Here is a 12,050-nt window from a genome sequence, read left to right on the forward strand (position 1 = left end):
CGCAGGGCCGGGCCTCAGTCCTTCGGTCGGTTGTCGACCAGCCGGCGGGCCTTCCCGACGGTCCGCTCGATCCCGCCGGGCGCGAGGACGTCCACGTCGACCGTGATGCCGATCTTGTCCTTGATGAGCTTGCCGAGCGTGCCGCCGGCGTGCTCGTCGTGGGGCCGGTCGTGCCGATGTTCGACCTTCACCGTCAGCCGATCCATACGACCGGGACGGTCGAGGACGCACTGGAACTGCGGTGCCAGGGCGTCGATCCCGAGGATCAGTTCCTCGATCTGCGTGGGGAAGACGTTGACGCCGCGCAGGATCATCATGTCGTCGGTGCGGCCCGTGACCTTCTCCATCCGCCGCATCGTGCGGGCGGTCCCGGCGAGCAGCCGGGTGAGGTCACGCGTGCGGTACCGGATGATCGGCGTGGCCTGCTTGGTCAGCGAGGTGAACACCAGCTCGCCGTGCTCGCCGTCCGGAAGCACCTCTCCGGTCATCGGATCGATGACCTCGGGGTAGAAGTGGTCCTCCCAGATGTGCAGGCCGTCCTTGGTCTCGACGCACTCCATCGCGACGCCGGGGCCGATCACCTCGGACAGGCCGTAGATGTCGACGGCGTCGATACCGACCTCCTGCTCGAGCTCGGTGCGCATCCGGTCGGTCCACGGCTCGGCGCCGAAGACGCCCGTCCGCAGGGAGGTCGCCCGTGGATCGATCCCCATGGCGCGCATGGTGTCCACGATGGTGAGCATGTAACTCGGGGTCACCATGATGGCGTCGGGCTCGAAGTCCTGGATCAGCTGGATCTGCTTCTCCGTCTGCCCTCCGGACATGGGGATCACGGTGGCGCCCAGGCGCTCCGCGCCGTAGTGCGCGCCGAGGCCGCCTGTGAACAGGCCGTAGCCGTAGGCGACATGCACACGGTCGCCCGCGCGGACCCCGGCGGCGCGCAGCGACCGGGCGACCACGTCGGCCCACATGCCGATGTCGTCGGCGGTGTAGCCCACCACGGTCGGCCGGCCGGTGGTGCCGGAGGACGCGTGGATCCGGGAGACGCGTTCGCGCGGCACGGCGAACATGCCGAACGGGTAGTTCTCGCGCAGGTCCGCCTTCGTCGTGAAGGGGAACTTGGCGAGGTCGGCGAGCTCCTTGAGGTCGGACGGGTGCACGCCGGCCTCGTCGAACGCGCGGCGGTAGTGCGGCACGTTCTCGTAGGCGTGCGTGACCGACCACTGCATGCGCTCGAGCTGCAGGGCGGAGATCCGGTCGCGGGTCGCGAACTCGATGTCGTCGGTGGGGACGGTCGATGTCATCGCTGGCTTCCTCGGGCTGGGGCGGCTGGTCGCGGCGGGGTCAGGCGTCGAAGTCGACGGTGACGGTGTCGCTGGTCGGGTACGTCTGGCAGGTCAGGACGAAGCCGGCGGCCACCTCGTCGTCCTCGAGGGCGTAGTTGCGGCGCATGTCGACGGTGCCGCACAGCACCTTCGCGCGGCACGTGCCGCACACGCCGCCCTTGCACGCGAAGGGCAGGTCGGGCCGGAAGTTCTCGGCACCGTCGAGCAGGGTGTCGTCCTGCGCGATCGTGCCGGTCGCGCTCCGCCCGTCGAGGACGACGGTGACCGCGCTGCTCGGCCCGGTGACGCCGGGCTCGCGGTGCCGCTCCTGCGGCGGCGGGGTGCCGTCGTCGACGTAGAAGAGCTCGCGGTGGATCGCGCTGCGGGCGACGCCGAGCTCGGCCAGCACCGACTCCGAGTCGGTCACCATCCCGTGCGGGCCGCAGAGCCAGAAGTGGTCGACGTCGGCGGTGGGAACGACGGTGCGCAGCAGCTCCCGCAGGCGTTCGGCGTCGACGCGGCCGGTGAACAGTTCGACGTCGCGGGGTTCGCGGGAGAGGACGTGGATCACGTCGAGCCGGTCGTGGTAGCGGTCCTTGAGGTCGGCGATCTCATCGGCGAACATCACCGAGCGGGTGCGCCGGTTGCCGTAGATGAGGATCACGCGGGCAGCGGGATTGGCGAGCACGGTCCCGGCGATGGACAGCATCGGGGTGATGCCGGAACCGGCCGCGATGAGCACGTGCACGCCGCCCGCGTCGGGGTCCGCGGCGAAGGTCCCCGTCGGGCCCTGGACCTCGATGGTGTCGCCCGGGCGGACCCGGTGGACCAGCCAGGAGGAGAACAGGCCGTCGGTGACCTCGCGGACGCCGACCCGGGGGCGCTCGCCGACCGGCGCGCAGATCGAGTAGGACCGGCGGTGCTCGACGCCGTCGACGGTGCGCCGCAGGGTGAGCGACTGCCCGGCGGCGAAGGCGAACTCGTCGGCGAGGGCGGCCGGAACGTCGAAGGTCACGGCGACCGCGTCGTCGCAGAGGGACTCGACGTCGGCGACGGTGAGCGCGTGGAAGGCGCGGCCGCGGGTGGCGGTGGCGGTCATCAGATCTCCTTGACGTGGTCGAAGGGCTCGTGGCAGTCCAGGCAGCGGTAGAGCGCCTTGCACGGCGTCGCGCTGAACTCGGAGTCGAGCCGAGTGGCGGTGGAGCCGCACGCGGGGCACGCGATCCGGCGGGGCGCGGGCTGCAGGGTCAGCGGGACGGGACCGTCGCCGCGGCGCGGCGCGGGGCCCGGCGTCGAGTACCCGGCGGCGCGGAGCTTCGCGCGGCCGGCGTCGGTGATCCAGTCGGTGGTCCACGCGGGGGAGAGCGCGGTCTCGATGGTGATCTCGCCGAAACCGGCGCCGCGGAGAGCGCTCTCGATGTCGGCGCGGATCGTGCCCATCGCCGGGCAGCCCGAGTAGGTGGGGGTGATGGTCACGGTCACTGCGCCGCCTGCGGCCTCGGCGACGTCGCGGACGATGCCGAGGTCCGCGAGGGTGACCTGCGGCATCTCGGGGTCGAGCACGGCGCCGACGACGGCGAGGGCGGAACGGGTCGCGGTGGCGCGCACGTCACCACGTCCCTTCGGGGTGGGCGCGCGCGACGGACTGCATCTCGGCGAGGATGCGGCTGAGCTCCTCGGTGTGCAGCCCCTGGCGCCCTGCCCGCCCGCCGACGCGGGCCACGCCCGGCGCGTCGGGGATCGGGAGGCCCGCGGCGCCGAAGGTGAGTGCCATGACCGCGTCGAACTCCGGGCGCAGACCGCTCGGATCCACGCCGATGCCGGACGCGGTGAGCGCGAGTTCCTCGGTCGACGGCTCGAACAGCTCGGGGACGTACGGCCACACGCGGGCGATCGCCGCCTCGGTCCGTCGCCGCGACTCGTCGGTGCCCTGGGCGAGGGTGACCACCCAGCGCGCGGCGTAGTCGCGGTGGTAGGTGATCTCCTTGACGCCCTTGGCCGCCACCGCGGCGAGCACCGGGTCGCGGGACTCCCGGAGGCGGTCGAACAGCGCCAGGCGGGCGGTCGCGAACACCAGCAGCCGCACCATCGAGACGGCGAAGTCGCCGTTGTCGAGCTCGACGAGCCGGACGTTGCGGAAGGCCGCGTCGTCGCGGAAGAAGGCCAGGGCGTCCTCGGCGGGCACGGGCGAGGTGTCCGAGACGTGCGGCACCACGGCGGGGTCGGCGGCCGCCGCGCGGGCGAGCAGCAGCCGGGCCTGCCCGATGAGGTCGAGGCCGACGTTGGCGAGCGCGACCTCCTCCTCGAGTTCGGGGGCGCGGGTGCTCCATTCGGCGAGGCGCTGTGCGGAGATCAGCGCGTCGTCGCCGAGCATCAGGCAGTAGACGGCGAGGGCGTGCGGGTCGGCGTCGTCCGGCACCGTCGTGTCCACCCCGGCGAGGGGCTCGTCGAAGCTGGTGCCGAAGGCCCACTGGCCGTGGGAGTCCGAGTCGACGAGGCCCTCGTAGGCGTTGTCGTGATCGATCATGGCTGTCATTCCTGTTCGCGGGCTGAGCGAGGGGCGGTCACATGTGCGGGACGGACTCGGGGATCTCGTAGAAGGTCGGGTGGCGGTAGACCTTGTCGCCGCTCGGCGCGAAGAACGGGTCCTTCTCGGACGGGCTGGAGGCGACGACGTCCGTCGACCGGACCACCCAGATGCTCACGCCCTCGTTGCGGCGCGTGTACACATCGCGGGCGTTGCGCAGCGCCATCTCGGCGTCCGCGGCGTGCAGGGATCCGACGTGCACGTGGTTCAGTCCGCGCTTGCCGCGCAGGAACACCTCGTACAGCGGCCACTCGATACGGGTCTGCTCGGTCATGTCTACTCCTTCTCCGATGCTGCGGTGCGGGCGGCGAAGGCGCCGGCGGCGGCCCGCACCCAGGCGCCGTTCTCGTGCGCGGCGCGACGGTTCGCGATCCGCTCGACGCTGGTCGCGCCGTTGCCCTTGACCACCTGCATGAACTCGTCCCAGTCGGGCTCGCCGAAGTCGTACGCGCCGCGATCTGCGTTCCACGCCAGGTCGGGGTCCGGGAAGGTCACCCCGAGGACCTCGGCCTGCGGGACCGACATGTCGACGAAGCGCTGGCGCAGCTCGTCGTTGGTGTGCCGCTTGATCCGCCACGCCATCGACTGCGCCGAATTCGGCGAGCGGTCGTCCGGCGGCCCGAACATCATGAGGGCCGGCCACCACCAGCGATTCACGGACTCCTGCACCATGTCCCGCTGCGCCTGCGTGCCGGACATCATCGTCATCAGCATCTCGAAACCCTGGCGCTGGTGGAAGGACTCCTCCTTGCACACCCGGATCATCGCCCGCCCGTACGGGCCGTACGAGCTGCGGCACAGCGGCACCTGGTTGCAGATGGCGGCACCGTCGACCAGCCACCCGATCACGCCGACGTCCGCGTAGGAGAGCGTGGGGTAGTTGAAGATCGACGAGTACTTCTGGCGGCCCTCGATGAGGTTCTCCGTGAGCTCCGCGCGGTCGACGCCGAGCGTCTCCGTCGCGGAGTACAGGTAGAGGCCGTGGCCGGCCTCGTCCTGCACCTTGGCCATGAGGATGGCCTTGCGGCGCAGCGACGGCGCGCGGGTGAGCCAGTTGCCCTCCGGCTGCATGCCGATGATCTCGGAGTGCGCGTGCTGGGCGATCTGCCGGACGAGGGTCTTGCGGTATCCGTCCGGCATCCAGTCGCGCGGCTCGATGCGCTGGTCGGACTGGACGATGCGGTCGAACTCGGTCTCGAGGTCGGTCGTGGTGTCTGTCATGGGCTGTGCCTTCCGTGCGGCTGGTGGTCAGCGACCGGTGAACGCGGGCCAGCGCTTGGCGAGGAACGCCTCGACGGCGCCCGTGTGATCGGCGGTGGCGGCGAGGGGGACCGCTCCGGCGCGCTCGCGCTCGAGCGCCTCGTCGAGCGGCGGGAGGGAGGCGGCGACGAGCGATTTCACGGCGGCGAACGCCGCGGTGGGTCCGGCGGCGAGCCGGCGCGCGACGGCCTCGGCGGTGGCGGCGGCCTCGTCGTCGGCGGCGACCTGTGCGATGAGGCCCCAGTCGAGGGCCTGCGCGGCGGAGATCTTGGTGCCGAGCAGGATGAACGCCCGCGTGCGGACCGCGCCGATGGCGTCGACGAGCGTCCGGGTCAGGCCCGAGTCGGACGCCAGGCCGATAGCGGTGAAGGCCGTCGCGAAGCTCGCGCTCTCGGCGGCCACGACCACGTCGGCCGCGAGCGCGAGGCCGAGTCCTGCACCGACGCAGGCGCCCTGGACCGCGGCGACCACCGGGACCTCGAGCGCGGCGATGCCGGAGATCAGGGGGTTGTAGTGCTCGGCGACGGTATCCATGGCGCGCTCGGGCGAGCGGCTCAGCGCGTCCGCGTGCTCGCCGAGGTCCTGGCCCACGCAGAAGTTGCGGCCCTCGGCGCGGATCAGGACGGCGCGCACGGCGTCGTCCGCGGCGATGGACCGGACGGCGTCGAGAAGGGCGGTCTTGAGCGCGACGTCGAGCGCGTTGGCGGCCTGCGGGCGGTTCAGAGTGAGGACGGCGAGGCCGTCGGCGACGGTGAGGGTGGCGGAATCCATGGGGTCTCCTCGGATCGATGTCGGCGGGTCAGGACCAGGTGTGGAAGCCGCGGCCGCTCTTGCGGCCGAGCTCGCCGCTCGCGACCTTGTCGCGCAACAGCTGCGGTGGCGTGAACCGATCGCCCAGCGTCGACGCCAGGTGCTCGGCGATCGCGAGCCGGACGTCGAGGCCCACGAGGTCGGTGGACCGCAGCGGCCCCATGGGGTGGCGGTAGCCGAGCTCCATCGCCCGGTCGATCGACTCCGCGTCGGCGACGCCCTCCTCGAGCATGCGGATCGCCTCGAGACCCAGGCACACGCCGAGTCGGCTGGTGGCGAAGCCGGGGGAGTCGTTGACCAGCACCTCCTGCTTGCCCAACAGCTCCACCCAGCCGCGCACGCGGTCGACGACGGCCTCGTCGGTGTCCGGGGTGCGGATGATCTCGACGAGCGTCGACGCCGGCACGGGGTTGAAGAAGTGCATGCCCACCAGCCGCCTCGGGTCGTCGAGCGCGGCGGCGAGGGAGGCGATCGAGAGCGAGCTGGTGTTGCTCGCGACGACGCAGGTGTCGCCCACGGCGCGCTCCACGCGGTGCAGCACGTCGAGCTTGAGGTCGATGCGCTCCGGCACGGCCTCGATGACCACGTCGGCGTCGGCGGGCAGGTCCTCGATGTCGGCGACCACGGTGAGCCGAGCGGCCACGTCCTCGGGCGTGCGTCCGCCGAGCTTGTCGCGCTCGGCGGCGCGCCGCAGGCCGGTGACGACGCGGTCCCGCGCCGCCTCCCGGTCACCGCTCTCGGCGAGGACGACGGTGGCGCCGAGCGTCGCGAAGACCTGCGCGATGCCCGCGCCCATCCGGCCTCCGCCGACGACGCCCACCTTCGACGGTGCTGTGCTCATCTGCGGTTCCTCTTCTCCAGGAAGGCGGTCATGCGCTCCTGCTTGTCGGTGGTGTCGAACAGGACGGCCTGGGCGATGTCCTCCACCCGGCCCGTGCCGTCGATGATCGATTTGGTCAGGCGCAGCGCCAGCGCGGACGAGGCCGTGATGCGGTCGATGGCCCGATGGGCCGCGGCGATGTGCTCGCCGGCGGGGACGACGTCCATGACGAGGCCGCACCGGAGCGCGGCCGCGGCGTCGAGCGTGCGGCCCGCGAGCAGCACCTGCTTGGCGACAGACTGGCCGACCAGGGCGGGCAGCCGGTAGGTGGCACCCGCGGCGGCGAGGATGCCGAGGCCGGGCTCCGGGTTGCCGAAGACGGCGGTGTCGGTGGCGATCCGGAGGTCGCAGGCGTAGCTGAGTTCCGCGCCGCCGCCGAGCGCGTAGCCACTCACCGCGGCGACGGTGGGCAGGGGGAGTGCGGCGAACCGGTCGAACAGCGTGCGGTTGATCCCGGCGAGCGCCTGGTCGCGGCCCCGGTCGCGGAGCTCCCCGATGTCGGCGCCGCCCGCGAAGTGGTCGCCGGCGCCGGTGAGCAGGACGGGCGCGGGATCGGACTCGATCGCGCCGCAGACGGTGTGCAGCTCGGCGATCATCGCGGCGTCGATGGCGTTGCGCGCCGCGGGGCGGTCGAGCGTCACGACGTACCGGTCCTCCGTCCGCACGACGGAGACGGTGCGGAGGCCGGGGAGTACGGCCGTCAGGGCTTCGGTCATAGCGCTGTCCTCTTCGGTCGGTGCCCCGAAATAATAACCGATCATTCGGTCGGTAACAAGGTCTTGATCGGAAGTCGGGTCCGGATGGGAGAATCTGTTCATGAGCACCACACCCGTCCGGCGGCGTACCGGCTCGCCGGGGCGTCCCGGCTACGACCTCGACTCCCTGCTGGCGGTCGCGGTCCGCGTCTTCAACGAGCGCGGCTACGACGCCACCAGCATGGACGTGCTGGCGAAGAATCTGGGGCTGACGAAGTCCTCGATCTACCACCACGTCGCCGGCAAGGAGGAGCTCCTCGAGCTGGCGCTCAACCGCGCGCTGAGCGGGTTGTTCGCGGTCACCACGGAGACGGGCGCGACCACCGGCAGGTCGGTGGACCGGCTCGAGTACGTGCTGCGCCGGAGCGTCGAGGTGCTGGTGGCGGAGCTGCCCTACGTGACGCTGTTGCTGCGGGTGCGGGGCAATTCGGAGGTGGAGCGGCGGGCGCTGGCGCGCCGCCGCGAGTTCGACACCGTCATCGCCGACCTGGTGGCGGGCGCCGTGGAGGAGGGTGACGTGCGCGCGGACGCCGACCCCGCCGTCACCAGCCGTCTCCTGTTCGGCATGGTCAACTCGCTCATCGAGTGGTACCGGCCGCGGCCGGATCACCCCGTCGGCGAGGTCGCCGACGCCCTCGTGGCGATCGCCTTCGCCGGCCTCCGCCGGACCTGATCGAAGATCGACCGCCCCCTTGACAGGGGGCGGTGTCTCGGGCCACCCTGATTACCGACCGAACATACGGTAATAGGAGCGTGCTTGATGGACAGCAGGATGGTGGAGAGCTACGCGTGCGGCCGGTGGCACCGGGCGACGGACGAGGGGCGGGCGGTGATCAGCCCCGTCGACGGGGCCGAGGTCGCGCGGGTCTCGTCGACCGGGCTGGACGTCGCCGCGATGGCGGCCTACGGCAGGGAGACGGGCGGACCCGCGCTCGCCGCGCTGACCTTCCACGAGCGTGCCGCGGCACTCAAGGCGCTCGGCCTGACCCTCATGGCGGGGAAGGCGGAGTTCTACGCCGAGTCCGCCCGGACCGGTGCCACCGAGCGGGACTCGGCCGTCGACATCGACGGCGGCTTCGGGACCCTGCTCAGCTACGCGAGCAAGGCCAAGCGCGAGCTGCCCAACGACGTGATCCACCTCGACGGCCCCGTCGAGCAGCTCGGTAAGAAGGGCACCTTCGTGGCCCGGCACGTCCACACCTCGCGCCGCGGCGTCGCAGTGCAGATCAACGCCTACAACTTCCCCGTCTGGGGCTTCCTCGAGAAGCTCGCGCCCGCCTTCATCGCGGGCGTGCCGACCATCGTCAAGCCCGCCACGCAGACCGCGTACCTCACTGAGCTCGTCTTCCGCCGGATCATCGAATCGGGCCTACTCCCCGAGGGTTCCGTGCAGCTCGTGTGCGGCGATCCGGCTCCGCTCCTCGACGCCCTCGGCGGGCAGGACTCCGTCGCCTTCACCGGGTCCGCGCACACCGCGGCGACGCTGCGCGCGCATCCCGTTCTCGTGGCGAACAGCGTGCACTTCACCGCGGAGGCCGATTCGCTCAACGCCTCAGTCCTCGGCGCGGACGTCACGACCGACGCCCCCGAGTTCGAGCTGTACGTCAAGCAGCTCACCACCGAGATGACCGTCAAGGCCGGGCAGAAGTGCACCGCCATCCGCCGCGCGCTCGTCCCCGAGCCGATGGTGGACGCGGTGATCGAGGCGGCCCGGGCCCGGCTGGACCGGGTGGTCGTCGGTGCTCCGGGCGCCGAGGGCGTCACGATGGGCCCCGTCGTCTCCCTGTCGCAGCGCACCGACGTGCTCGCGGCGGTCGACAAGCTCCGCGCCGCCGCCGATCTGGTGGTCGGTGACCCGGACCGCGTCGCGGTCGTCGGCGGGGACGCGGAGACCGGTGCCTACCTGCCGCCGATGCTGTTGCGCAGCACCGATCCCGAGGCGCCCGAGGTGCACGAGATCGAGGCCTTCGGGCCGGTGGCGACGGTCATCGGCTACCGCGACACCGCGCACGCGGTGGAGTTGATCGCCCGCGGCGGGGGCAGCCTCGTCGCCTCGCTCGTCACCGCCGATCCGCAACTCGCGCGGGAGGTCCTGCTCGGGATCGCGCCGTACCACGGCCGCCTGCTGGTGCTCAACGCGGAGGACGCCCGCGAATCCACCGGCCACGGCTCCCCGCTGCCCGTGCTGGTGCACGGCGGACCCGGCCGCGCCGGCGGCGGCGAGGAGCTCGGCGGCATCCGCGGCGTGCTGCACCACATGCAGCGCACAGCGATCCAGGGCACCCCGGAGGTGCTGGCCGCCGCGACCGGGCAGTGGGTCACCGGTGCCCTGCGCACCGAGGGCGCCGAGCACCCGTTCCGCAAGTCCCTCGCCGAGCTCCGCCTGGGAGACACGATCGTGGGCGGCCCGCGCACCGTCACCCTCGCGGACATCGGCCACTTCGCGGACTTCACCGGCGACACCTTCTACGCCCACACCGATCCCGAGGCAGCGGCGGCGAACCCGCTGTTCGGCGGCATCGTCGCGCACGGCTACCTCGTGGTCTCCCTGGCGGCCGGCCTGTTCGTCGACCCCGCGCCGGGCCCGGTCCTGGCGAACTTCGGCGTCGATTCGCTCCGCTTCCTGACCCCGGTGCGCGCGGACGACGCGCTCACCGTCACGCTCACGGCCAAGCAGATCACCCCGCGCAGCGGCGCCGACTACGGCGAGGTCCGCTGGGACGCCGTGGTCACGAACCAGGACGGCGCGCCGGTCGCCACCTACGACGTGCTGACCCTCGTCGCCAAGACACGGGACGGGGGCGAGGGCTGATGACCGCGTCCGTACGCATCGAGGAGTGCGAGCCGGCGCGGTCGATGTTCGCCGCCGACAGCGCCTCCCGGGCGCTCGGCATCGAGATCGTCGACCTGCGTCCCGGCACCGCGACCACGACGGTGACGGTAGGGGAGACGATGGTCAACGGCCACGGGATCACCCACGGCGGCTACGTCTTCCTGCTCGCGGACACCACGTTCGCCCTCGCCTGCAATTCGCGGGGCGACGCCGCCGTCGCCGCCCGGGCGGACGTCCGGTTCCTCCGCGCCACCAGGCTCGGCGACGTGCTCACCGCCACCGCGGTCGAGCGGGAGCGGTTCGGCCGCAACGGCCTCTACGACGTGACGGTGCGCCGCGGCGAGGACGTGATCGCCGAGTTCCGCGGCGACAGCCGCACCATCCCGTCCGGCGTCTGACGGCGATCAGCCGGCGGCGGGGCCGAGGTGCCGGGCGCGGTACTCGCCCGGGCTCGTCCCCGTCGCCGCTTTGAAGGCCCGCGCGAAGCCCGAGGCGTCGGGGAAGCCCCACTGCGCGCCGATCGCCGCGACGGGCCGCACCGCTTGTGCGGGATCGGCCAGCGCCGCGCTCACCTCGTCCATCCGGCGTCGCCGGATCCAACTGCTCGGCGTCGAGCCGCGCTCCGCGAACAGTTGCTGCAGGTACCGCACCGACACGTGCTGCGCGGCGGCCACCGACTCCACGCTCAAGCCCGGAAGACCCAGGTGCGCGTCGATGTACGCCGTCGCGCCGGCGAAGACCACGTCGGCCGTCGGCACCGCCTCCACGGGTTCGAGGCGACGCATCAGGGTGGCGTCCACCAGTTCCAGGACCGCGTGCACCGCCCGTGGGTCGGGATCCACCCCGCCCGTCCGCAGCTGCCGCCCGAGTCCGGTGAGCAGCGACGAGGCGAGCGCGCCGAGGCCGTGCCGGCCCGAGATCCGCTGCGCCGTCAGCCCGGCGACCTGACGCGGCGTCAGCCCCAGCCGGTCCCGCGGGATCAGGAGCACGAACATGCTGAACTCGTCCGCGAAGTCGAGCGAATACGGCCGGGTGGTGTCGTAGATGGCGAGGTCGCCGGGTGTCAGCGCCGCCTCGCGGCCGTCCTGAGTGAGCACGCTGTAGCCGTGCAGCTGCACGCCCAGCTTGTACCCGCCGGGGTCCGCATCGGCGATGGTGGCGCGGTCGCGCCAGACGGTCACCGGGCCGCCCGCGACCTCGGTGGCCGCCGCCGCGCCCAGGTCCTGGCTGCGGACCACTCCGCGGAAGGCGGACGATCCGTCGTCCCCCGACCGCGCGGGCAGGGCGGGCGTCGCCAGGTCACCGCCGTGCAGGGTGGCCCGCAGCGGCACGAACGCCGTGTTCACCGCCTCCTGCCAGGCGTCGAACCGATCCGGCGCCGCAAGGGTCGCGGCGTCGAAGACCTCGACCGCGCCTGAACTCATCGTCGTCTCTCCTTCGTGTCCCTCCATGTCACCACAGATCGGGGCCCCGGCGTGACGCGCATCACGTTTCCGCGTGTGGGGCACACCGGCGTGCGGGTCACGCCAATGCCCGTCGGCGTCGCGACGGCCAGGCTCGATCCCATGCGGCGGAACGCGCCGGACGGACGGCAAGGAGC

13 protein-coding genes are annotated in these 12,050 nt (G+C 72.3%); 3 read left to right on the forward strand and 10 right to left on the reverse strand.

The window, feature by feature from the left end; genetic code table 11:
* Positions 1-14: 14 nt before the first annotated feature.
* The 9 genes from paaK to LB823_RS03805 are packed head-to-tail and all read right to left on the reverse strand — an operon-like array spanning position 15 to position 7,578.
* Positions 15-1,304, reverse strand: coding sequence for a phenylacetate--CoA ligase PaaK (gene paaK / locus LB823_RS03765; protein WP_224645438.1), 1,290 nt, complete (start codon positions 1,302-1,304; stop codon positions 15-17).
* Positions 1,305-1,344: 40 nt separating this feature from the next.
* Entirely contained in the window at positions 1,345-2,424 is a 1,080-nt protein-coding gene (gene paaE, locus LB823_RS03770) for a 1,2-phenylacetyl-CoA epoxidase subunit PaaE (RefSeq protein WP_224645439.1), read from the reverse strand.
* Positions 2,424-2,933: a 1,2-phenylacetyl-CoA epoxidase subunit PaaD gene (gene paaD, locus LB823_RS03775; RefSeq protein WP_224645440.1), complete on the reverse strand. Its 510-nt coding sequence runs from the start codon at positions 2,931-2,933 to the stop codon at positions 2,424-2,426. The genes paaE and paaD overlap by 1 nt, the downstream gene beginning before the upstream one ends.
* A gap of 1 nt (position 2,934) precedes the next feature.
* Positions 2,935-3,852, reverse strand: coding sequence for a 1,2-phenylacetyl-CoA epoxidase subunit PaaC (paaC, locus tag LB823_RS03780; RefSeq protein WP_224645441.1), 918 nt, complete (start codon positions 3,850-3,852; stop codon positions 2,935-2,937).
* 37 nt (positions 3,853-3,889) lie between these two features.
* Positions 3,890-4,186, reverse strand: coding sequence for a 1,2-phenylacetyl-CoA epoxidase subunit PaaB (paaB, locus tag LB823_RS03785; protein ID WP_224645442.1), 297 nt, complete (start codon positions 4,184-4,186; stop codon positions 3,890-3,892).
* 2 nt (positions 4,187-4,188) lie between these two features.
* Positions 4,189-5,133, reverse strand: coding sequence for a 1,2-phenylacetyl-CoA epoxidase subunit PaaA (gene paaA, locus LB823_RS03790; RefSeq protein WP_224645443.1), 945 nt, complete (start codon positions 5,131-5,133; stop codon positions 4,189-4,191).
* Between the two features lie 27 nt (positions 5,134-5,160).
* A complete protein-coding gene (locus LB823_RS03795) occupies positions 5,161-5,943 on the reverse strand; it encodes an enoyl-CoA hydratase/isomerase family protein (protein WP_224645444.1) in 783 nt (260 codons plus the stop codon).
* Positions 5,944-5,971: 28 nt separating this feature from the next.
* Complete coding sequence (locus LB823_RS03800; protein ID WP_224645445.1) at positions 5,972-6,823, reverse strand: 3-hydroxyacyl-CoA dehydrogenase family protein; 852 nt, start codon at positions 6,821-6,823, stop codon at positions 5,972-5,974.
* Entirely contained in the window at positions 6,820-7,578 is a 759-nt protein-coding gene (locus tag LB823_RS03805; protein WP_224645446.1) for an enoyl-CoA hydratase/isomerase family protein, read from the reverse strand. The genes LB823_RS03800 and LB823_RS03805 overlap by 4 nt, the downstream gene beginning before the upstream one ends.
* 100 nt (positions 7,579-7,678) lie before the next feature.
* Here LB823_RS03805 and LB823_RS03810 point away from each other — a divergent pair, with 100 nt between their 5' ends.
* The 3 genes from LB823_RS03810 to paaI all read left to right on the forward strand — a co-directional run bounded on the left by LB823_RS03810 (position 7,679) and on the right by paaI (position 10,848).
* Entirely contained in the window at positions 7,679-8,290 is a 612-nt protein-coding gene (locus LB823_RS03810) for a TetR/AcrR family transcriptional regulator (RefSeq protein ID WP_224645447.1), read from the forward strand.
* Positions 8,291-8,377: 87 nt separating this feature from the next.
* Positions 8,378-10,429 (forward strand): phenylacetic acid degradation bifunctional protein PaaZ, encoded by a 2,052-nt coding sequence (gene paaZ, locus LB823_RS03815; RefSeq protein WP_224645448.1) that lies wholly within the window; start codon positions 8,378-8,380, stop codon positions 10,427-10,429.
* Positions 10,429-10,848, forward strand: a complete 420-nt coding sequence (gene paaI / locus LB823_RS03820; RefSeq protein WP_224645449.1) for a hydroxyphenylacetyl-CoA thioesterase PaaI — start codon at positions 10,429-10,431, stop codon at positions 10,846-10,848. Before paaZ ends, paaI begins: the two co-directional genes overlap by 1 nt.
* 6 nt (positions 10,849-10,854) lie before the next feature.
* Here the strand turns inward: paaI and LB823_RS03825 are convergent, their stop codons facing one another.
* On the reverse strand, positions 10,855-11,874 hold the full coding sequence (locus tag LB823_RS03825; protein WP_224645450.1) for a helix-turn-helix domain-containing protein: 1,020 nt from the start codon (positions 11,872-11,874) through the stop codon (positions 10,855-10,857).
* Between the last annotated feature and the right edge of the window lie 176 nt (positions 11,875-12,050).

Origin of the sequence: Tsukamurella sp. M9C (assembly GCF_020169415.1) — a bacterium.
Taxonomy (GTDB): domain Bacteria; phylum Actinomycetota; class Actinomycetes; order Mycobacteriales; family Mycobacteriaceae; genus Tsukamurella.

Coding starts and splice junctions, on each gene's coding strand:
- paaK (WP_224645438.1), bottom strand. CDS start 1,304: ATGACATCGACCGTCCCCACCGACGACATCGAGTTCGCGACCCGCGAC.
- paaE (WP_224645439.1), bottom strand. CDS start 2,424: ATGACCGCCACCGCCACCCGCGGCCGCGCCTTCCACGCGCTCACCGTC.
- paaC (WP_224645441.1), bottom strand. CDS start 3,852: ATGATCGATCACGACAACGCCTACGAGGGCCTCGTCGACTCGGACTCC.
- paaB (WP_224645442.1), bottom strand. CDS start 4,186: ATGACCGAGCAGACCCGTATCGAGTGGCCGCTGTACGAGGTGTTCCTG.
- paaA (WP_224645443.1), bottom strand. CDS start 5,133: ATGACAGACACCACGACCGACCTCGAGACCGAGTTCGACCGCATCGTC.
- LB823_RS03795 (WP_224645444.1), bottom strand. CDS start 5,943: ATGGATTCCGCCACCCTCACCGTCGCCGACGGCCTCGCCGTCCTCACT.
- LB823_RS03800 (WP_224645445.1), bottom strand. CDS start 6,823: ATGAGCACAGCACCGTCGAAGGTGGGCGTCGTCGGCGGAGGCCGGATG.
- LB823_RS03805 (WP_224645446.1), bottom strand. CDS start 7,578: ATGACCGAAGCCCTGACGGCCGTACTCCCCGGCCTCCGCACCGTCTCC.
- LB823_RS03810 (WP_224645447.1), top strand. CDS start 7,679: ATGAGCACCACACCCGTCCGGCGGCGTACCGGCTCGCCGGGGCGTCCC.
- paaZ (WP_224645448.1), top strand. CDS start 8,378: ATGGACAGCAGGATGGTGGAGAGCTACGCGTGCGGCCGGTGGCACCGG.
- paaI (WP_224645449.1), top strand. CDS start 10,429: ATGACCGCGTCCGTACGCATCGAGGAGTGCGAGCCGGCGCGGTCGATG.
- LB823_RS03825 (WP_224645450.1), bottom strand. CDS start 11,874: ATGAGTTCAGGCGCGGTCGAGGTCTTCGACGCCGCGACCCTTGCGGCG.